The organism is Neobacillus sp. OS1-32 (genome assembly GCF_030915425.1).
In the GTDB taxonomy this organism is placed as follows: domain Bacteria; phylum Bacillota; class Bacilli; order Bacillales; family Cytobacillaceae; genus Neobacillus; species Neobacillus paridis.
Genome location: NZ_CP133263.1, coordinates 1578956 through 1599829, shown reverse-complemented (window position 1 = coordinate 1599829; position 20874 = coordinate 1578956). Strand labels below are relative to the sequence as shown.

The 20874-nt window shown below is 40.7% G+C and carries 16 protein-coding genes and 3 pseudogenes; all 19 read left to right on the top strand.

Features of this window, described 5'->3' with window-relative positions; all coding sequences use genetic code 11:
- Nucleotides 1-178: 178 nt before the first annotated feature.
- Nucleotides 179-907: a GntR family transcriptional regulator gene (locus RCG24_RS08100; RefSeq protein ID WP_202653949.1), complete on the top strand. Its 729-nt coding sequence runs from the start codon at nucleotides 179-181 to the stop codon at nucleotides 905-907.
- 78 nt (nucleotides 908-985) lie between these two features.
- A complete protein-coding gene (locus RCG24_RS08095) occupies nucleotides 986-2071 on the top strand; it encodes a BMP family lipoprotein (protein ID WP_202653950.1) in 1086 nt (361 codons plus the stop codon).
- Between the two features lie 210 nt (nucleotides 2072-2281).
- A complete protein-coding gene (locus RCG24_RS08090; protein ID WP_308078847.1) occupies nucleotides 2282-3811 on the top strand; it encodes an ABC transporter ATP-binding protein in 1530 nt (509 codons plus the stop codon).
- On the top strand, nucleotides 3804-4850 hold the full coding sequence (locus RCG24_RS08085) for an ABC transporter permease (protein WP_202653952.1): 1047 nt from the start codon (nucleotides 3804-3806) through the stop codon (nucleotides 4848-4850). The genes RCG24_RS08090 and RCG24_RS08085 overlap by 8 nt, the downstream gene beginning before the upstream one ends.
- 1 nt (nucleotide 4851) lies before the next feature.
- Complete coding sequence (locus tag RCG24_RS08080) at nucleotides 4852-5811, top strand: ABC transporter permease (protein WP_202653953.1); 960 nt, start codon at nucleotides 4852-4854, stop codon at nucleotides 5809-5811.
- Between the two features lie 162 nt (nucleotides 5812-5973).
- A complete protein-coding gene (gene yfmF, locus RCG24_RS08075; protein WP_308078846.1) occupies nucleotides 5974-7254 on the top strand; it encodes an EF-P 5-aminopentanol modification-associated protein YfmF in 1281 nt (426 codons plus the stop codon).
- Complete coding sequence (yfmH, locus tag RCG24_RS08070) at nucleotides 7254-8543, top strand: EF-P 5-aminopentanol modification-associated protein YfmH (protein ID WP_308078845.1); 1290 nt, start codon at nucleotides 7254-7256, stop codon at nucleotides 8541-8543. Before yfmF ends, yfmH begins: the two co-directional genes overlap by 1 nt.
- Nucleotides 8544-8620: 77 nt before the next feature.
- Nucleotides 8621-9343 carry an elongation factor P 5-aminopentanone reductase gene (ymfI, locus tag RCG24_RS08065; protein ID WP_202653956.1) on the top strand — a complete coding sequence of 241 codons (723 nt, stop codon included), beginning with the start codon at nucleotides 8621-8623 and terminating at the stop codon, nucleotides 9341-9343.
- A gap of 81 nt (nucleotides 9344-9424) precedes the next feature.
- Nucleotides 9425-9670, top strand: a complete 246-nt coding sequence (locus RCG24_RS08060) for a DUF3243 domain-containing protein (RefSeq protein WP_202653957.1) — start codon at nucleotides 9425-9427, stop codon at nucleotides 9668-9670.
- Between the two features lie 145 nt (nucleotides 9671-9815).
- A complete protein-coding gene (locus RCG24_RS08055; protein ID WP_202653958.1) occupies nucleotides 9816-10604 on the top strand; it encodes a DUF3388 domain-containing protein in 789 nt (262 codons plus the stop codon).
- 21 nt (nucleotides 10605-10625) lie between these two features.
- Nucleotides 10626-11525, top strand: coding sequence for a helix-turn-helix domain-containing protein (locus RCG24_RS08050; protein WP_202653959.1), 900 nt, complete (start codon nucleotides 10626-10628; stop codon nucleotides 11523-11525).
- Nucleotides 11526-11608: 83 nt separating this feature from the next.
- Nucleotides 11609-12193 (top strand): CDP-diacylglycerol--glycerol-3-phosphate 3-phosphatidyltransferase, encoded by a 585-nt coding sequence (pgsA, locus tag RCG24_RS08045; protein ID WP_202653960.1) that lies wholly within the window; start codon nucleotides 11609-11611, stop codon nucleotides 12191-12193.
- A gap of 26 nt (nucleotides 12194-12219) precedes the next feature.
- Nucleotides 12220-13471 (top strand): annotated as a pseudogene (locus RCG24_RS08040) (competence/damage-inducible protein A).
- A gap of 251 nt (nucleotides 13472-13722) precedes the next feature.
- On the top strand, nucleotides 13723-13920 hold the full coding sequence (locus tag RCG24_RS08035; protein WP_374049136.1) for a hypothetical protein: 198 nt from the start codon (nucleotides 13723-13725) through the stop codon (nucleotides 13918-13920).
- Nucleotides 13921-14311: 391 nt separating this feature from the next.
- Nucleotides 14312-14764 (top strand): annotated as a pseudogene (locus tag RCG24_RS08030) (DNA recombination/repair protein RecA); the annotation flags it as partial.
- Between the two features lie 724 nt (nucleotides 14765-15488).
- Nucleotides 15489-17621, top strand: coding sequence for a reverse transcriptase/maturase family protein (locus RCG24_RS08025; RefSeq protein ID WP_202653962.1), 2133 nt, complete (start codon nucleotides 15489-15491; stop codon nucleotides 17619-17621).
- A 90-nt stretch (nucleotides 17622-17711) separates the two neighbouring features.
- A pseudogene (locus RCG24_RS08020) lies at nucleotides 17712-18128 on the top strand (DNA recombination/repair protein RecA); the annotation flags it as partial.
- 297 nt (nucleotides 18129-18425) lie between these two features.
- Complete coding sequence (gene rny / locus RCG24_RS08015) at nucleotides 18426-19985, top strand: ribonuclease Y (protein WP_202653963.1); 1560 nt, start codon at nucleotides 18426-18428, stop codon at nucleotides 19983-19985.
- 79 nt (nucleotides 19986-20064) lie between these two features.
- Complete coding sequence (locus RCG24_RS08010; RefSeq protein WP_202653964.1) at nucleotides 20065-20862, top strand: TIGR00282 family metallophosphoesterase; 798 nt, start codon at nucleotides 20065-20067, stop codon at nucleotides 20860-20862.
- The last annotated feature ends 12 nt before the right edge of the window (nucleotides 20863-20874 follow it).

The following is a 20874-nucleotide window of genomic DNA, read 5'->3' as shown; positions in this document are numbered from 1 at the left end:
TATCAAGATTTTTCTAAAACGCTATGGCGATTTTTTGACAACTGTTTTCCTTTATCCTTTTTTCGACAAAATCATGAAATCCTATTTATTTATCCAAGAAAAAATGGTAATATTAATCTCGATTAGCAGGGATGATATCAGAGGTCTGATGTCTTAGGAAAAAGGCTGGAGGAAACAGATGTCTATTAAGTCAGATAACCGGCATTTATATCTACAAGTCATTGATCACCTGAAGGATGACATTGAAAAAGGGGTTTATAAAGAAAAAGAAAAATTACCTTCCGAATTCGATTTGGCTAAACAGCTTGGTGTCAGCAGGGCAACTCTCCGTGAAGCACTTAGAATCCTTGAAGAAGAAAATGTGATTATAAGACGTCACGGCGTTGGCACTTTTGTAAACTCTAAGCCATTATTTACCTCAGGGATCGAACAATTAAATAGTGTTACTGACATGATTAAACAGGCTGGCATGAAGCCGGGGACCATTTTCCTAAGATCATCAAAACAAGAGCCTACCGAGGAGGATATTCGCCGTTTCTCATGTTTAAAAAATGAGGAAATTGTCGTGATCGAGAGAGTAAGGACCGCAAATGGTGAACCTGTTGTATACTGCATTGACAAGGTTCCAGCACACATTTTACCGGAAACCTTTTCTCATGGAGAGGAATCAATGTTTCATGTCTTGGATGAAGAGGCAAACAGAAAAATTACATACGCGGTCGCTGAAATCGAACCAATTGGTTATCACGAAAAAGTTTCCCCAATTCTTGAATGTGATCCGGAAACTGCTTTGTTAGTTTTAAAACAAATGCATTTCGATGAAATGGATGAAGCTGTCCTTTATTCGGTAAACTACTTTAAAGCAGATAAGTTCCGTTTTCATGTTCTAAGGAAGCGTATAATTTAAGTATGCTTTTGAAAACGCAACCAATTCTGGCTTTAAACTCTTCTGCTTAATCAAACAACAATTTAGGGGGTAAATACCTTGAAAAAGCGTAAAATTGGACTGGCGCTATCACTAGTTCTCGCTGCTGGCACAATATTAGGTGCATGTGGAAAGAGTGATGACAACAAAGGGAACGACACAGCTAAAAATGGAGACAAGAAAGCAGCCTTTTCTGTTGCCATGGTTACTGATGTTGGCGGTGTCGATGACAAATCATTCAACCAATCCGCTTGGGAAGGTCTGCAAAAGTTCGGTCAAGATAACGGGATGAAAAAAGGTGTAGGCGGTTATACCTATCTTCAATCCAAGTCTGACTCGGACTATTCAACAAACTTAAATACATTGGCACGGCAAAAATTTGACCTAGTCTTTGGTATTGGTTTCATGATGCAAGGTGCCGTTGATGAAATTGCCAAACAGCAAAAAGATAAACATTTTGCGATTGTTGACTCCGAAGTAAAGGAACCAAACGTTGCCAGCATCCTCTTTAAAGAACAAGAAGCTTCGTTCCTAGTTGGTGTTGCTGCTGCAATGACAACAAAGTCAAATAAAATCGGCTTCATCGGCGGTGTGGAAAGCGAAGTTATTGAGCGCTTCGAATCTGGTTTCAGAGCTGGTGTTCAAGCAGCTAATCCAAAAGCAACTGTTGATGTTCAATATGCTGGTGCATTTGACAAGGCAGAACTTGGTCAATCCATTGCTTCTAAAATGTACTCTTCAGGTGTAGATGTCATTTTCGCTGCCGCTGGTGCTACAGGTAATGGTATGTTTAAAGAAGCCAATGACCGGAAAGCTAAAAATCCAAATGCTACCGTATGGACAATTGGTGTAGACCGCGACCAATCAGATATGGGTAAAGATGTTGTGCTAACCTCTGCTGTTAAGCGTGTAGACGTAGCTGTGCAAGACATTGCCACTAAAGCTAAAGAAGGTAATTTCCCTGGCGGAAAAGTTACCTTGTACGGCCTGGCTGAAGATGGTGTTGCCGCAGCGCCAATTAATAGCAGCGTAGCTAACAAAGCTGATATCGAAAAGGCGATAAAAGATTGGACAGACAAAATTAAATCTGGTGCTGTAAAAGTTCCAGGTACTCTTAAGGAATTAAAGACTTTTAAAGCCAAATAACGATGTTTTTCAGGAATAAGCGGGAATGTTGTTCCCACTTATTCCTGCCTATATGGAAGCTTAACTGAAAAGCAGAAATACTCATACTTTCTACTTTTCGGTTAGGGTTTCAGAGGGAGGCATATCCCGATTTTTTTAAAACTCATAAAGGTCTGACCTCTTACTACTAATGGACAAAATTTCCACCTTATCATGGGGAGTGAGAAATGAATGGATTATGTGATTGAAATGCTGAACATTCGTAAGGAGTTTGGTAATTTTGTCGCCAATGATAACATTACCCTTCAAGTAAAAAAGGGCGAAATTCATGCTTTGCTTGGAGAAAACGGCGCCGGTAAATCAACTCTGATGAATGTTCTGTTCGGCTTATATCAGCCGGAAGCGGGCGAAATTCGGGTAAAAGGGCAGCCTGTAAAAATAACAGACCCTAACGTCGCCAATGATCTCGGTATTGGAATGGTGCATCAACACTTTATGTTAGTGGATGTATTTTCTGTTACCGAAAATATTATCTTGGGAAAAGAGATTACCAAAGGCGGCCGGATTGATATTAAAAAGGCCGAAGAAGAAGTAAGAAGAATTTCCGAGCAATACGGTTTAGCTGTTGACCCGCAAGCTAAGATTTCTGATATTTCAGTTGGAATGCAGCAAAGAGTTGAAATCTTAAAAACGCTGTACCGCGGTGCGGAAATTTTAATTTTTGACGAACCGACGGCAGTATTAACCCCTCAGGAAATTACTGAATTAATTCAAATCATGAAAACTCTTATCAAAGAAGGTAAATCTATCATCCTGATTACTCATAAATTAAAAGAAATCATGGAAGTGGCCGACCGCTGTACTGTTATTCGTAAAGGAAAAGGGATTGGGACAGTTAATGTAAGTGAAACCAATCCGAACGAGCTGGCTCGAATGATGGTGGGACATGATGTTGTCTTTAAGGTTGAAAAGAAACCTGCTGAACCGAAGCAAGACGTATTGGAAATCAATGATTTAGTGGTTAAGGATTCAAGGGGGCTTACTGCCGTAAACGGCCTTAATTTATCGGTTCGTGCCGGGGAAATTGTTGGCATTGCCGGTGTTGACGGTAATGGTCAAAGCGAATTAATTGAGGCCATCACCGGACTGCGTAAGGCGGAGAGTGGCAGTGTTAAAGTCAATGGGAAAGAGTTAATTAACCATAAACCAAGGAAAATTATGGAGTCGGGTGTTGGCCATATTCCTCAGGACCGGCATAAACATGGTCTTGTGTTGAATTTCCCGATTGGCGAAAATATGGTACTGGAAAACTATTATCAAAAGCCATATTCCAAAAACGGGATTTTAAATTTTAAAGAAATCTATAATCAGGCAAGGCGCTTAATTAGTGAGTTTGACGTTCGTACACCAAGTGAATATGTCTTGGCTCGTGCACTTTCCGGGGGAAACCAGCAAAAAGCGATAATTGGCCGCGAGGTGGATCGCAATCCCGATTTATTAATTGCAGCCCAGCCAACCCGTGGACTGGATGTTGGGGCCATTGAGTTTATTCACAGGCGCTTGATTGAGCAGCGCGATCATGGAAAAGCTGTTTTACTAGTTTCATTTGAGTTAAATGAAATTATGAGTGTCAGCGACCGAATTGCTGTTATTTATGAAGGTAGAATTGTGGCAGTAGTAGATCCTAAAGAAACAGATGAACAAGAACTTGGGCTGTTGATGGCTGGGTCGAGCAGAAAGGAAGCTGGTACTAATGTCTAAACGTTTGCAGGGGATTATCACACCTATTATTGCCGTTTTATTGGGGATTATCGTTGGAACGATTATCATGTTAGTCAGCGGCTACAATCCAATTTCCGCTTATAACGCATTGTGGAATGGTGCTTTTGGGGAAGTTTATTATTTTGGAGAAGTTGTCCGCCAGGTTACACCGTATATTTTAGCCGGATTGGCGGTAGCCTTTGCCTTCCGTGTTGGGTTATTTAATATCGGGGTTGAGGGCCAGTTTATCGTTGGCTGGCTTGCGGCAGTCTGGGTAGGAACTTCATTTGATCTTCCCAAGATTATCCATTTACCTCTGGCGATTATCGCAGCAACAGTTGCCGGGGCTCTCTGGGCATATATTCCAGGGCTGTTAAAAGCGCGTTTACGCGTTCACGAAGTTATTGTTACGATTATGTTGAACTATACAGCCTTACATGTGTCAAACTATCTAATCAAAAATGTTTTGACCAATCATAAGGATAGAACGGGGATGATTAAAGAATCTGCCTCGTTACGATCTGATTGGTTACAAAGCATTACGGACTATTCAAGGCTGCACTGGGGGATTATCATCGCAGTGATCTGTTGTTTCATTATGTGGTTTTTACTGGAAAGAACGACAAAAGGCTTTGAACTGCGTGCTGTCGGCTTTAACCAGGATGCCGCCCAATATGCCGGGATGAATGTAAATAGAACGATTATTCTATCCATGGTTATTTCCGGGGCATTTGCCGGATTGGCAGGTGCGATGGATGGTTTAGGTACTTTTGGATATGTCACCGTTAAAAGTGGTTTTACCGGAGTAGGCTTTGACGGAATTGCGATTGCCTTGCTCGGCGGTAATACGGCGCTGGGAGTTTTCTTTTCCGCCATTTTATTCGGTGCCTTGAAAGTTGGAGCACTCAACATGCCGCTTGAGGCCGGTGTACCAAATGAACTAGTTGATATAATTATAGCTTTAATTGTATTCTTTGTGGCGTCAAGTTACATCATAAGAGTAGTTCTTAACAGATTCGGTAAGAAGGATGTGAAATAAGATGAGCTTAATGGAAATTTTAATTATTGTTGTTCCGTCCACCTTACTATGGGCAGCTCCTCTTATCTTCACTGCGTTGGGTGGAATTTTTTCAGAACGTTCTGGTGTTGTTAATATTGGTCTTGAAGGTTTAATGCTGATTGGTGCGTTTACCTCGATTGTGTTTAACTTAACATTTGTTGGTACATTCGGAAATGCAACACCTTGGGTTGCTTTAATTGTGGCGATGGCTGCTGGTGCGTTATTCTCTTTGATTCATGCGGTAGCAGCGATTACCTTCCGTGCCGATCATACCGTTTCCGGGGTAGCTATCAACTTGCTGGCGGCTGGACTTTGTATGTTCCTTGTTAAGCAAATGTATGGTAAAGGGGAAACAGCGATTATTAGTAAAGGGTTCAACAAGATTGATATTCCGGTGCTAAAAGATATCCCAATTATTGGGAAAATCTTTTTCCAGGATACGTATTGGACATCCTTTTTAGCTATCATCGTCGCCATTTTTGCCTGGTATATTATTTTTAAAACTCCATTTGGATTAAGATTGCGCTCGGTTGGTGAACATCCAATGGCAGCTGATACAATGGGGATTAATGTCACCAAAATGCGTTATTTAGGAGTTATTATCTCCGGGGCGCTTGGCGGTATCGGCGGTGCTATTTATGCACAATCTATTGCCAACAATTTCAGCCACGCCACCATCAGTGGACAAGGATTTATGGCACTTGCGGCAATGATTTTTGGTAAATGGAATCCACTCGGTGCTCTTGGCGCTGGAATATTCTTTGGCTTTGCCCAAAGTATCAGTATTATCGGCTCAAGTTTACCGTTCTTGAAGGATATCCCTAATGTCTATTTGTTAATTGCCCCTTATGTCTTAACCATTTTAGCTTTGACTGGATTTATCGGTCGTGCCGAAGCTCCAAAAGCAGATGGTACCCACTACATCAAGGGCGGTAGATAATCTTAAAGATACCAGGACCCCCGGTTTTTTTGGGAGTCCTTTTTTAATACCTATAACTTGTAAAATAATAGCCATTAGTATAGCTTTTATTTAAGGGGAAAAGATATAAAGAAAAATGTTTACATATCATAAATAAAGAGCCTATTTAAAGGAGGAAACTAAATGGCTGCAGCCACAGAAAAAATCACGGAAATGCAGGGTTATAAACTTCATGTGATTGAAACGGAAAAATATAAGACCAATACGCTTGTTTGGAGAATGAAAGCTCCTTTAACAAAAGAGGATGTTACCAAAAGAGCGCTACTTCCTCAGGTGCTGCAAAGCAGTTCAGCAAAATATCCATCAACAACCATACTGCGGGCCTATCTCGATGAACTATATGGGGCGACGCTATTTGTGGATTTGGCAAAAAAAGGCGAATATCACGTCATCAGCTTTTTAATTGAAATTGCCAACGAGAAATTTTTGACTGACCCCACTCCTTTACTGAAAAAAGGACTGGAATTATTAACGGAAATATTAACAAATCCCAATGCATCCGGACATGGATTTGACCGTGAAACCGTGGAAAAGGAAAAACGAACGTTAAAACAGCGAATCCAATCCGTCTATGATGACAAAATGCGTTACTCAAATGTTCGCCTGATTGAGGAAATGTGTAAAGGTGAGCCGTATGCGCTTCAGGTGAATGGCGACTTGGAGGATGTTGATTCGATTACCCCTGAAAATTTATTTGCTTACTTCCAAAAGGCATTTTCACAAGATGAAATGGACTTATACGTAGTTGGCGATGTTAAAGCAGAGGAAGTTACCGAAATCGTTTCCGGGCTGCTTCAATTTGATAACCGGACACCGCAGATGGCCACCACCCAAGATGTCGAGAAGAGATCCAAGGTTAATGAGGTTAAAGAAGTGCAGAACGTGAAGCAAGGAAAATTAAACATTGGTTATCGGACAAATAGTAAATATGGCGAGCCTGATTATTTTACGCTGCAAGTTTTTAACGGGATTTTTGGCGGGTTTTCGCATTCAAAATTATTTATTAATGTACGGGAAAAGGCAAGCCTTGCTTATTATGCTGCCAGCCGTCTGGAAAGTCATAAAGGGTTGATGATGGTTATGTCCGGAATCGATATAAAAAACTATGATCAAGCTGTTGGGATTATTCATGAACAAATGGAAGCCATGAAAAAAGGCGATTTTACGGATGAAGAATTAACACAGACAAAGGCTGTTATCCGTAATCAAATTTTAGAAACTCTTGATACATCTAGAGGCTTGCTGGAAATACTCTATCACAATGTCGTAGCCCATAAAGATATCACAATAAATGACTGGTTGACGGAAATGGAGAAAGTAACAAGGAATGAAATCATTCAAGTTGCGGGCAAAATCGACCTGGATACGATTTATTTCTTAACTGGATCAGAGGAGGGCAAATAATGGAGCAAATTACTTATGATCAGTTGAAGGAAGAGCTTTACCATGAAAAAATGGCAAATGGTCTGGAAGTTTATATTTTGCCAAAAAAAGGCTTCAATAAAACATATGCTACCTTTACAACGAAATATGGCTCGGTAGATAATACGTTTGTACCGCTTGGTAAAAGTGAATTTGTGAAAGTACCCGATGGAATTGCCCACTTTTTAGAGCATAAGCTGTTTGAAAAGGAAGACGGTGATGTCTTTCAGCAATTTAGTAAACAGGGTGCTTCAGCCAATGCCTTTACCTCCTTTACAAGAACGGCCTATTTATTTTCCAGCACGGCTGAAGTTGAAAAAAACTTGGAAACGCTGATTGATTTTGTGCAAAGTCCTTATTTTTCCGACAAAACGGTGGAAAAGGAGAAAGGTATCATCGGCCAGGAGATAACGATGTATGATGATAATCCTGATTGGCGCTTATATTTTGGTTTAATTCAAAACTTATACAAAAATCATCCTGTCCGGATTGATATTGCCGGTACCATTGAATCCATATCCCATATTACCAAGGATTGGCTGTACGAGTGCTATAATACTTTTTATCATCCAAGCAATATGCTGCTGTTTATTGTCGGACCTGTTGACCCTGACAAGATTATGAATCAGGTCCGTGAAAATCAAGCGAGAAAAGATTATCAGGATATGCCAGAAATACAACGTCAATTTGCTGAAGAGCCAACAGAAGCGGCCGAGAAAAAACAAGTGATGCAAATGAATGTGCAAACCCCGAAATGCTTAGTTGGAATAAAGGCGCTCCATGTCGATCAAATAGGAGCAGAAATGCTGAAAAATGAATTAACGATGAACCTGCTTCTCGATCTTTTATTTGGTAAAAGCTCTGAACATTATAACAATCTATATAATGATGGTTTAGTGGACGATTCTTTTTCATATGATTATACACAGGAACAAGGATTTGGATTTGCGATGATTGGCGGGGATACAAAAGATCCTGATATGCTCGCGGAGCGAATTGAACAGATTCTGCTTAGTGCTAAAAAAAGGGGAACTTTTACCGAGGAACAATTGGAAAGAACGAAGCGGAAAAAAATTGGCGCATTTTTAAGGTCTGTTAACTCACCTGATTATATTGCCAATCAGTTTACCCGCTATGCATTTAATGAAATGAACTTTTTTGCAATCGTACCGACACTGGAGGAAATCACTTTAAGTGATGTTGAATCATTGGCAGAGGAGGTTATTGCCGAAGAACGGTTCTCTATCTGTCAAGTAGTTCCGAATCAATAAAAATAGGCGAGCGCCGCAAACAGCGGTGCTTTTTCCTGCCAATATTTACATGCTAAAGTATGAAAAGAGTGGACGAAATGAAGAAATTCATCTTAATTACGGGAGCAAGCGGGGGAATCGGACAAGCGATTGCCTATCATTTAGCCCAGCAAGGCTATCATTTATATCTTCATTACCATAAAAATGAACAAGCGATCAATAGTTTATTAGATAGGCTTCAATTATTTGGGGGAGAGTATATACCCATCCAGGCAGATTTGGCTGTGCCGGATGGATATAAACAAATTGTCTCACAAATCTTCTCATTGGATGGCATCATTCATTGTGGTGGAAACAGTCAATATGGCTTATTAATGGACTTACAGCTTGCAGATCTAGAGGCGTTAATGAATGTTCATGTTTTAAACCCGATTATGCTAACAAAAGAATTATTGCCCAAATTATTAGCTAAGGGCGCGGGAAATATCATTGTGATTACCTCTATTTGGGGGCAAACAGGTGCAGCTTGTGAGGTGGCCTACTCTGCAGTTAAGGGTGCTCAAATTGCCTTTGTCAAAGCACTAAGCAAGGAATTGGCGCTAAACGGAATACGAGTCAATGGGATTGCTCCGGGGGCAATTGACACCCCCATGATGGAGGGATTTTCCCAAGAAGAGGTTGACCGGATCGCATTTGAGATTCCAATGGGAAGGCTCGGGTTTCCTGCGGAAATCGCTGATGCTGCAGCGTTTCTGTTATCTGACAAAGCCAGCTATATAACCGGACAAATACTGGCGGTTAACGGCGGCTGGTACAGCTGAAAAATTTTACAAGATAAGATGCATAGATCTAATCTTCTTTTCGCAAAATAACTTTGTACCATACCAAAAGGAGGGTAAACGATGTCTGTTTTAGATAACTGGAAAGAGTGGCAGGACTTTCTTGGTAACCGGCTCGAAAATGCACAAAGTCAGGGGATGAGTGAGGGGGCCATTAGCAACCTGGCTCACCAAATTGGGGACTATCTTGCCGAAAATGTGGACCCCAAAAATGAGCAGCAGCGAGTTCTTGCAGACATGTGGTCGGTTGCCGATGAACAAGAGCAGCAGGCAATTGCTAATGTAATGGTTAAACTTGTGAAACAGTAAAGAGAGTGGAGGTCATCCTCCCTCTCTTTTTTTAAATATTACTTGAATCATCGTGTTTTTTCTTTCATTTTGCCATGAAATCATTTATGATAGGGTTTAGGTACGGATAAGTGAAAATATTGTCGAAACTATCAAGGGGGGCTAAATGAAAAAAGAGTGGTATTTAGAATATGAGATTCAAAAAAACCGCCCTGGTTTGCTAGGTGATATTTCTTCCCTCTTGGGAATGCTTTCTATCAATATTGTAACCATAAACGGAGTAGATCAAGGTAGACGCGGTTTGCTCATGTTAGCAAATGATGGTGATCAAATAAAACGGCTTGAGTCAATTTTACATAAAATGGATACAATAAAAGTAATTAAATTAAGAGAACCGAAGCTTCGTGACCGTATTGCCGTCCGCCACGGACAATATATTCAAAGAGATGCGGATGATAAAAAAACCTTTCGTTTTGTTAGGGACGAGCTTGGTGTGTTAGTGGATTTTATGGCAGAATTATTTAAGCAGGAAGGGCACAAACTAATTGGCATCCGTGGAATGCCCCGGGTAGGAAAAACGGAATCGCTCGTTGCTGCAAGTGTTTGTGCCAATAAAAGGTGGCTATTTGTTTCTTCCACTCTTTTAAAGCAAACGATTCGCAACCAACTGATTAAGGATGAGTACAACGCCGATAATTTATTTATTTTTGATGGCATTGTTTCTACAAGACGTGCGAATGAACGCCATTGGCAGCTAGTTAGAGAAATAATGCGCATGCCGGCGGTAAAAGTAATTGAACATCCCGATATTTTTGTGCAAAATTCTGAATACACACTTGACGATTTCGATTATATTATTGAGCTTAGAAATTATGCGGATGAAGTGATTACTTACGACGTTGTAGATGAACATAATATGTTCTCCGGATCAGATTTTGGTGACTTTAATTTTTAATAAATTGGAAGGTGTTTGTTAGTGACTGAATTAGGGAATCGATTAAAAGAAGCCCGTTTAGCCAAAAATTTAAGTTTAGATGATTTGCAATCGATCACAAAAATTCAAAAACGATATTTAATTGGAATTGAAGAGGGCAATTACTCGAGTATGCCCGGAAATTTCTATGTCAGGGCCTTTATTAAGCAGTATGCAGAGGCATTGGGACTTAATCCTGAAGAAATCTTTGAGACCTATAAGAGTGAGATCCCGGCATCTTTTAATGAAGAATTGCCGCAGCAGCTTTCACGTGTAAATACCCATAAGTCCATTACAGAAGGGAATTCAAAAATATTTGATGTCCTGCCCAAAGTTCTTATTGGGGTTTTTATTATTGGTGTAATGGGGATCTTGTATTATTTTTTACCCTATTTTGCTGGTAACGATGCAAAAGAATCAAACAACAATAAAAATGAACAGGTAAAGGTAGAAAATAACCTTAATCAGGCCAAGACGACTGAAAAAGCGGAGCCGCAAAATAAGAATCAAGATAATGGTGATAATGAAGGCTCTAAGGAGGAAACGACCACTACTCCAGCGGAAACTCAGCAACAACTTTCAGTTGTAAACAGTCAAGGCAAGAGGACAACCTTTGAGTTGAAAAATGCTGATCAATTTGTTGTAAAACTGGTTTCCAAGGGGAAGACCTGGGTAAGCATTACTAACGGCAAAGGGAAAACCTTTTATTCTGGGATGTTACAAACTGAGCAAGCTGGAAGTAAAACTGTTGATTTAACAGGAGAAAGCAGTGCCTATATTATTGTCGGCAATGCTGTTAATACAGAAATCTTTATCAATGACCAAAAGCTTGAGTATGCAGTGGATCCGGCTAAAATAGTTCAGCAGAACATTACGATCCAATATGTTCCGAAGAACGAATAGTCATCTGCTGATGGCTATTTTTCACTTTCTTATCAATGTGTTAAAGCACACGGAGTTTCTTGTGTGCTTTAGGAGGAAATCAAATGAATATACCAAACAGAATAACCGTTTCAAGAATTTTATTAATCCCTTTATTTTTAATTGTAATGCTTGTTCCCTTTCATTGGGGGGGAATCCACTTGCTGGGGGCAGATATTCCCGTTACCCATTTTGTCGGTGCATTAATTTTTATAATCGCTTCGACAACCGATTGGATTGACGGTCATTATGCCCGTAAACATAACCTGGTAACGAATATGGGGAAATTTCTGGACCCGCTGGCAGATAAACTGCTTGTCGCGTCGGCATTAATTGTTTTAGTTGAACTAAATGATGTTTATGCGCCATCATGGATTGTCATCATTATTATTAGCCGGGAATTTGCTGTCACAGGTCTTCGCTTACTGCTCGCAGGTGAAGGCGAGGTTGTGGCCGCTAATATGCTGGGGAAAATTAAAACCTGGACGCAAATTATCGCGATTTCGGCAAGTTTATTACATAATATTATTTTTGCGCTTATCCCATTCCGTTTTGATATTTTAGCATTATGGGTGGCCTTATTTTTTACAATTTGGTCCGGCTGGGATTATTTTGCGAAAAACACCCATGTATTTAAAAATTCAATATAAGCCTATTTAGACAAGGGGGAATGGGAATGAATGCTGAAATTATCGCAGTGGGTTCGGAACTGCTGCTGGGACAAATCGTCAATACGAATGCCAGATTTTTGTCTCAACAGTTAGCCGGGCTAGGAATTGATGTATTTTTTCATACTGTTGTTGGAGATAACGCCAACAGGCTGGAGTCGGCAATTGAAATTGCTGAACAGCGGGCCAGTATCATCATTTTTACCGGCGGGCTCGGACCGACCAAAGACGATTTAACCAAGGAAACGATTGCCCGTCATTCTTGGAAAACGGCTTGTAATGGATGAAGCGGCATTATCTGGGATCGAGCTTTTCTTTAAACGGACAAACCGTCAAATGACCGAAAATAACCGAAAGCAAGCGTTGGTAATAGAGGGTTCAAGAGTTCTTCCAAATGATCATGGCATGGCACCTGGAATGGTATTGAAAAAGGGACAGCATGTTTATATGCTTCTTCCTGGGCCGCCAAAGGAACTGGAACCGATGTTTTTGCAATATGGGAGCAAGGTGCTTTCCGCAGAAGTAGAGTCCAATCATAAAATTGTGTCACGTGTGTTGCGCTTTTTTGGAATTGGTGAATCTGCATTGGAAACAGCAATTATTGATCTGATCGATAACCAAAGTAATCCGACCATTGCCCCGCTTGCTGGCGATGGTGAAGTGACCTTAAGGCTGACCGCTAAACATACCGATGAAGCTGTGGCATTGTCCATGCTTGATGAAGCCGAAGACAAAATCAAGCTGCGGGCAGGGGAGTTTTTATATGGGTACAACAATTCCTCACTCTTGGAGGAATTGACAAAAGTGTTAAAGAAGAAAAGACTGACGATTACAGCTGCGGAAAGTTTAACGGGCGGCTTATTCCAACAGGAAATTACTTCAATTTCCGGTGCCAGCTCGATTTTTAAGGGCGGAGTTGTTTGTTACGCAAATGAAATCAAGCAGCAGGTTGTACAGGTTAAGCAGGAGACGTTAGAAAAGTACGGCGCTGTCAGCGAACAATGTGCTCAGGAATTAGCGGAGAATGCCGCGAGAATTTTTGGTACGGACATTGGCATAAGTTTTACAGGAGTTGCCGGTCCAGATCCATTGGAAGGAAAACCGGTCGGGACAGTTTATATTGGCATGTCGATTAAAGGCAGGCCGACAGTTGTAGAAAAAATTACCCTTGGGGGTCCAAGGGAAGCCAATCGAATTCGGACCGTTAAATATGGCTGTTATTTTTTAATAAAGAGATTGCAGGAATCACAGAATACTTGATTAGTGTTCTGTGATTTTTTATTGAATTGTCTGATAATAAGTGAAAAAGCGGTTTTTAAGGAAAAATCTTTGCGATAGCTGCAAGAAGTTGTGAAATATGGCTGTTTTTCCATTAAAACCTACGGCAAACGATTCGAATGAATGTTCGTATTTTTACTCGACAAATGGCACGAAAAAAGGTATATTAATAATAGGTTTCATTTTCATAGATTCCAGCAATCAAATAAATTTTTTATAAAGGAGGTCTATTTGTGAGTGACCGTAAGGCCGCGTTAGAAATGGCGCTAAAACAAATAGAAAAACAATTCGGTAAAGGTTCCATTATGAAAATGGGAGAAAAGACGGATACAAAAATTTCAACCGTACCAAGCGGCTCCCTGGCACTTGACGCAGCACTCGGAGTCGGGGGATATCCTCGGGGAAGAATAATTGAAATTTATGGTGAATGATTCGTTTATTTAATGGAAAGTCTCTCCTATATCTAAATGATGTGAAGAACGACTTTCCAAATGTAAAACGAAAGATCGCCCGCTTGTTGGGAGACCAATAGAATGAAAGGGGCAAAATCGGAAGACATCTCTATATAAGAGAAAATTCCGAGGTAACTGGGTGAAGTAAAAAGCATCCAGCACCGTAACGCGTACCAAGTGAACCTACAATTAAGTAGAATATAATCTTGGCAAGAGTGTCCCTTCCCTAACAGGTTTAAGCTGAGGGAGAATATGTACGCTGAGCTGAGCTGGAAATGACCAGCTGTAGTTACACGTAAAACACCAGAGCGTGTAATAATGAGGGTGACCTCCAGAAGCAAGGATAAAAAGCCTTGTGATAACAATACTGCCTGAATCATCTGGTAAAACCACCGTAGCCCTTCATGCCATTGCTGAAGTGCAGGCTATCGGTGGACAAGCCGCGTTTATCGACGCTGAGCATGCCTTGGACCCGGCATATGCGCAAAAATTAGGTGTTAACATTGATGAATTATTACTTTCCCAGCCTGATACTGGTGAACAGGCGCTTGAAATTGCTGAAGCGCTTGTACGAAGTGGTGCTGTTGATATCATTGTCATTGACTCTGTCGCAGCATTAGTACCAAAAGCTGAAATTGAAGGTGAAATGGGAGACTCCCATGTTGGTCTTCAAGCACGCTTGATGTCCCAAGCTCTTCGTAAACTATCAGGTGCTATCAACAAATCGAAAACAATTGCTGTCTTTATAAACCAAATTAGGGAAAAAGTAGGGGTTATGTTCGGAAATCCCGAGACAACTCCTGGGGGTCGCGCGCTGAAGTTTGTGTGCCGATGAGGCATATATTTCGATTGTCTGCAAAAGACTGCGAGAACCGTCTCTCGTATCATCAACCAGCTTATCCCAAAGGGAAACCTAAGGGGGAGTATCGCCTGCTGGTAACGGCATAAGTCAGATTAGCCTTTCAAATCTGCAACTGAATGTCTAAATGAAAAAGATTTCTATATGGTCAAGGCTACACTGCTTTAAACCTAGACACTGCGGCTAGTAAGCGCAGCTATCCTCCTTACGAAAGGCTATCACAGGAGGGTACACGACTACGCCAGCGTATTAGAATTTTGCGTTTGGTTAGACGGAATGAAGTCGTGAGCAATCCTATAAGGGATATAGTGTCGAACGGGAACCTAAGTAGAAATCGCTAAATTATCGAATATATGAGACATCGGGATGACCTAAGTTGGGATGCTAGAGAAAACTAGCTATGTTTATCTGAAACTGAATACCCAATATGGTTACGGAGCTGTCATAGTAGTCTGAGGAACCTGAATTAACAGGGATTGCCGTAAATACGGAAGCGGGAAAGCCGCCCACACATACATCGAAGGATGTATGACACCATCTTGATCTACAATGTCAGACCACGGGGAAATTAATATAAATCATTCCCCCTTAAACCGGTGGTAAATGACGCTTAAAAGATAGAGAGGGTGCTGGCGAAGGACAGCAGTTTTACACATCTGTAAGAAATGAAAGGAAAAGGTGAGAGACCTTGAGAAATCCATTACAAGTATTACAGATACTGGAATCTAGAGCCAAGGACGAAACATATCGTTTCGATAAGTTAATCAAACACTTCTATAATATCGAATTCTATGAAGCAGCATATGCAAAAATCTACTCCAAAGAAGGAAATATGACCGAAGGAACTGACAGCAAAACAATTGACGGCTTCTCACTGAAACATGTTGAAACTCTAATAGAAGCAATCAAGAATGAATCATACGAACCCGAACCCGTAAGAAGAGTTGAAATCCCTAAGAAAAATGACCCAAAAAAGAAAAGACCGCTCGGCATACCTGCCTTCTACGACAAACTTGTTCAACAAGTTATGGTTTTTATTCTCGAGGTCATTTACGAACCAGTGTTTGAAGACACCTCACATGGTTACAGACCAAATAGAAGTTGTCACACAGCACTGTATCAAGTAAAACAACAGTTCACAGGAACCAAATGGTGGATCGAGGGAGACATAAAAGGCTTCTTCGATAATATCAACCACAACAAAATGATTGAACTCTTACGGAAAAGAATTATGGATGAGAAATTCTTAAGATTGGTAAGGAAATTTCTCAAGGCTGGCTATGTATATGAAAGACAATTACACAAAACGTATGCAGGAACTCCACAAGGAGGGATTGTATCGCCTATCCTGGCCAACATTTACCTGAATGAACTTGATAAAAAGGTAAAGCAAATTTCCTTGGAATATAACACTACAAAGCGACAACGAAGAGCGAACAACGAATATAAACTTATCGCTGATAAGATTTATGCCAGACGGAAAAAGCTAAAAATGCTGACTCTGGAAGAAAAAGAGGCATTAGAAGAAAAACTTGAAAAGCTTCTTCAAGAGCGGAACGAGTATCGCTTAACCCACCTCCAAGGACAAATAGCCGAAAAAGATAGACACTATAAGTATTTGTCAAAAATCATATACAAAGTCCGCAGAGAACTAAAGGAGTTAACACCTGAAGAACGCGAGAAAGAAACCAAAGAAATTAGAGAGCTTCAACTGAAAATGAGAAAACTACCGGCAATGGATGAATTCGATGAAAACTATCGAAGATTGAAATATGTAAGATACGCGGATGACTTCCTCATTAGTATCATTGGTACGAAAGAAGACGCCAAAATGATTAAGGAAAGACTAGGTGAATTTCTAAAAGAAGAACTTAGTCTTGACCTGAGTGAAGAAAAAACGCTGATCACACATAACTCTAAGAAAGTTAGATTTCTTGGATACGATATCTTCGTAGGAACTAGACACGAAGGAAAAGTGGCTCTGACAAAAAATAGTGGACGTATGGTTAAAAAGAGGGTTGACTCAAAAAACATCAAGCTCTCTTTGCCACACGATAAGATTAAGGATTTTTTAGTCGATAAAAGGATGATTAAAATCACTAACGACGGTAGATGGAAAGCAATCCACAGACCTTACCTGTTAGTAAACAGCCCTTTAGAAATCCTTAGGCAGTATAACTCAGAGTTTGGCGGATTATACCAATATTACAAACTTGCCTTTGATGTCAAAGAAAAACTAGGTTCTGTTCATCAACTGTTTAGTCAAAGTTTTGCAAAAACCCTTGCAGGGAAACATAAAACAAAAGTCAGTAAACTTCGGAATAAATATATGGAATTCAATGGAACTAAAGTGAAAGCATATGTGAATGACAATGGAAATTGGGGAGTGCACTTCATAAAAAACGGTAAAGATGATAAGGAGTATATTGCTTTTGCGGAATTGTTCCCTTATAGAGATATTATAGTTGTAAAAGAACTGGAAAATGTAGACTCCAATATTAATGTCATTAATGAAAAACACATAGTAACCAATTACGCCAGAACAGAAATTGTCCAGCGTATGCGGGCGAACAAGTGTGAATGGTGTGGGGACGATAAAGGGCCGTTTGAAGTCCACCACATTAGAAAATTAAAAAACATTAAGAATAAAAAGAACAAAAAGTTCTGGGAGTTAATGCACATTTACAGAAATCGTAAAACACTGGTACTTTGTGCGGATGGGTCAAAAAATAACTGCCACAGAAAACTGCATTCAGGCAAGCTGGACCAGCACAAGAAAATGCAAGCATCAGAGTCTAAGAATAACGATTTGGCATTCTAGATACAGGTAAAACGGGGAGCCGTATGATGTGAAAGCATCACGTACGGTTCTGCGAGAGGGTGACACAAACCTGCTTTCGAAAGAAGGCAAGGCGGTGGCTCCCTACTCGACTACTCGACGATTCGCCTTGAAGTCCGCCGTGCGGAAACATTAAAGCAAGGCAATGACATGGTGGGGAACAAGACAAAAATCAAAGTCGTCAAAAATAAGGTGGCACCGCCATTCCGTACTGCGGAAGTGGATATTATGTATGGAGAAGGAATATCTAAGGAAGGCGAAATTATTGATATTGGTGCTGAATTGGATATTATTCAAAAAAGCGGCGCATGGTATTCCTATAATGATGAAAGATTGGGACAAGGCCGCGAAAATGCGAAGCTTTATCTAAAAGAAAATCCTGATATTCGTATGGAAATCCAGCAGAAAATCCGTGAGCATTATGGTTTAGATAGTGAAAAGACCATCGTCGAAAGCAATGATGACGAACAATTTGAATTACTGGATTAACCTGCAAGAGCAAAGCCCAAGGTGGTTTTGCTCTTTGTTTATAATAAATATTTATACGTGGTTATGAATAATCAATACATACTTATTATACTAATTTCAAAATATTTCAAAGTGCCAACAGGAGTAAACCTTGACAATGAATATGTACACCTTTACAATTAGATTGTATATTTTACATTTTTGGTAATATTACAATTGCGAAAAGCCTTAGTGCTTGCTGTATGTTGAGTCTAAACAATGTACATGCCGACACTTAAAAAATTGTATCAAAAGTTCATAGCAAGAGGAGGTGTAACGATGGAACCATTTACAATCATCTCCATTTTGCTTGGCCTTATCGTCGGTGCCGTTGTTGGCTATTTTGTTCATAAATCCATTGCTGAAGCAAAAGTTACGGGTGCAAAAAATGCTGCTGAACAGATTATTGAAGATGCGAAACGTGATGCTGATGCTTTAAAGAAAGAAGCTTTGCTTGAAGCAAAGGATGAAATTCACAAGCTTCGGACTGAAGCAGAACGTGAGGTTCGTGAACGAAGAACTGAAATGCAAAAACAAGAAAATCGTTTACTGCAAAGAGAAGAGAATTTAGATCGAAAAGAGGAAACGTTAAACAAGCGTGAAAATCTTTTAGAAAAGAAGGATGATTCTCTAAACCAAAGACAACAGCATATTGAAGAGATGGAAAGCAAAGTGGACGAGTTGGTAAGTACACAACAAACTGAACTCGAACGAATTTCGGGCTTAACGCGCGAAGAAGCGAAAACGATCATCTTAGACCGGATGGAAAAAGAACTTTCTTATGAAACTGCGATGATGATTAAGGAAAGCGAAAATCGTGCGAAAGAGGAAGCTGACAAAAAAGCGAAAGAAATCCTATCGCTTGCAATCCAACGTTGCGCTGCTGACCATGTTGCGGAAACGACTGTATCGGTCGTCAATCTTCCAAATGATGAGATGAAGGGACGAATCATTGGACGTGAAGGCAGAAATATTCGTACCCTTGAAACTTTAACTGGGATTGATTTGATTATCGATGATACCCCTGAAGCTGTTATTCTTTCAGGCTTTGATCCTATTCGGCGTGAAACAGCCAGATTAGCACTTGAAAAGCTTGTTCAGGACGGACGTATTCACCCAGCGCGAATTGAGGAAATGGTCGAAAAATCCCGCCGGGAAGTGGATGAGTATATTCGGGAAGTGGGAGAACAAACCACCTTTGAAGTAGGTGTTCATGGCCTTCATCCAGATTTGATCAAGATATTGGGGCGGTTAAAATTCCGTACAAGTTATGGTCAAAATGTCTTAAAACACTCGATGGAAGTCGCCCAGCTTTCAGGCTTGCTTGCTGCTGAGCTCGGTCAGGATGAAATGCTGGCAAGACGTGCCGGCTTGCTCCATGACATCGGTAAAGCGATTGACCACGAGGTAGAGGGCAGCCACGTAGAAATTGGAGTGGAACTTGCCACAAAATACAAGGAGCACCCAGTGGTTATCAATAGTATTGCCTCACATCATGGCGATACTGCGCCAACTTCGATCATTGCTGTGTTAGTTGCCGCTGCTGATGCTTTATCAGCTGCCAGACCAGGCGCACGAAGTGAGACGCTGGAAAACTATATCCGCCGGCTTGAGAGACTTGAAGAGATTTCGGAATCCTATGAGGGTGTGGAAAAATCCTATGCCATCCAAGCAGGTCGTGAAATCCGGATTATCGTCAGACCGGATGCTATTGATGATTTGGCGGCACATCGCTTGGCACGTGATATTCGCAAGCGTATTGAAGATGAACTGGATTATCCAGGCCATATTAAAGTGACAGTAATTCGTGAAACCCGAGCTGTAGAATACGCAAAATAAGCGGTGCATCTGCACCGCTTTCGTTATTTCTAATGATCGATGCGAACAAACTTAATTTTATTAATGAAAGGGTATATAGATGAACTTACTATTTATCGGCGACGTTGTCGGATCATCAGGAAGGGATATGGTAAAAGAGTATTTACCTAAATTAAAGGAAAAATATAGCCCGCAGATAACCATTATAAATGGAGAAAATGCTGCAGGAGGAAGGGGAATTACTAAAAAAATTTACCGTCAGTTTCTCGAACAAGGTGCACAAGCGATAACGCTTGGGAATCATGCGTGGGACAACCGGGAAATTTTTGAGTTTATTGATGACGCAAAGTATTTAGTCCGGCCGGCAAACTTTCCTAAAAGTACACCAGGAAAGGGACTTGTTTTTATCAAAATGAATCAAGTCGAGGTAGCGATCATTAATTTACAAGGCCGTACCTTTATGAATCCAATCGATTGTCCATTTCAGAAGGCGGACGAACTGATTTCAATTGCCAAGGAAAGGACCCCTTTTATCTTTGTTGACTTTCATGCTGAAGTCACGAGTGAAAAACAGGCTCTCGGCTGGTATCTTGATGGTAAAGTGTCCGCGGTCGTCGGGACGCATACACATGTTCAAACGGCAGATCATCGGATTTTGCCAGGTGGAACCGCTTATCTCACAGATGTCGGGATGACAGGGCCGTATGATGGCATTCTCGGGATGGAGAGGTCTGCAGTATTAAAACGATTCCTTACCAGTCTTCCAGTCCGCTTTGAGGTGCCTACTGGCGGCAGAAACCAATTAAGCGCTGTAACGATAGAATTGGATTCCAAAACAGGCCTTGCTAAAAAGATTGAACCAATTCTGATTAATGATGATCATCCGTTTTATTCATAATAGAGGTGTCAG

Bases quoted from the DNA above. Each gene is read 5' to 3' on its own strand.
- RCG24_RS08010 (WP_202653964.1), top strand. From the start codon at position 20,065: ATGAACTTACTATTTATCGGCGACGTTGTCGGATCATCAGGAAGGGAT.
- RCG24_RS08055 (WP_202653958.1), top strand. From the start codon at position 9,816: ATGAAAAAAGAGTGGTATTTAGAATATGAGATTCAAAAAAACCGCCCT.
- RCG24_RS08085 (WP_202653952.1), top strand. From the start codon at position 3,804: ATGTCTAAACGTTTGCAGGGGATTATCACACCTATTATTGCCGTTTTA.
- ymfI (WP_202653956.1), top strand. From the start codon at position 8,621: ATGAAGAAATTCATCTTAATTACGGGAGCAAGCGGGGGAATCGGACAA.
- rny (WP_202653963.1), top strand. From the start codon at position 18,426: ATGGAACCATTTACAATCATCTCCATTTTGCTTGGCCTTATCGTCGGT.
- RCG24_RS08060 (WP_202653957.1), top strand. From the start codon at position 9,425: ATGTCTGTTTTAGATAACTGGAAAGAGTGGCAGGACTTTCTTGGTAAC.
- RCG24_RS08100 (WP_202653949.1), top strand. From the start codon at position 179: ATGTCTATTAAGTCAGATAACCGGCATTTATATCTACAAGTCATTGAT.
- yfmF (WP_308078846.1), top strand. From the start codon at position 5,974: ATGGCTGCAGCCACAGAAAAAATCACGGAAATGCAGGGTTATAAACTT.
- pgsA (WP_202653960.1), top strand. From the start codon at position 11,609: ATGAATATACCAAACAGAATAACCGTTTCAAGAATTTTATTAATCCCT.
- yfmH (WP_308078845.1), top strand. From the start codon at position 7,254: ATGGAGCAAATTACTTATGATCAGTTGAAGGAAGAGCTTTACCATGAA.
- RCG24_RS08090 (WP_308078847.1), top strand. From the start codon at position 2,282: ATGGATTATGTGATTGAAATGCTGAACATTCGTAAGGAGTTTGGTAAT.
- RCG24_RS08080 (WP_202653953.1), top strand. From the start codon at position 4,852: ATGAGCTTAATGGAAATTTTAATTATTGTTGTTCCGTCCACCTTACTA.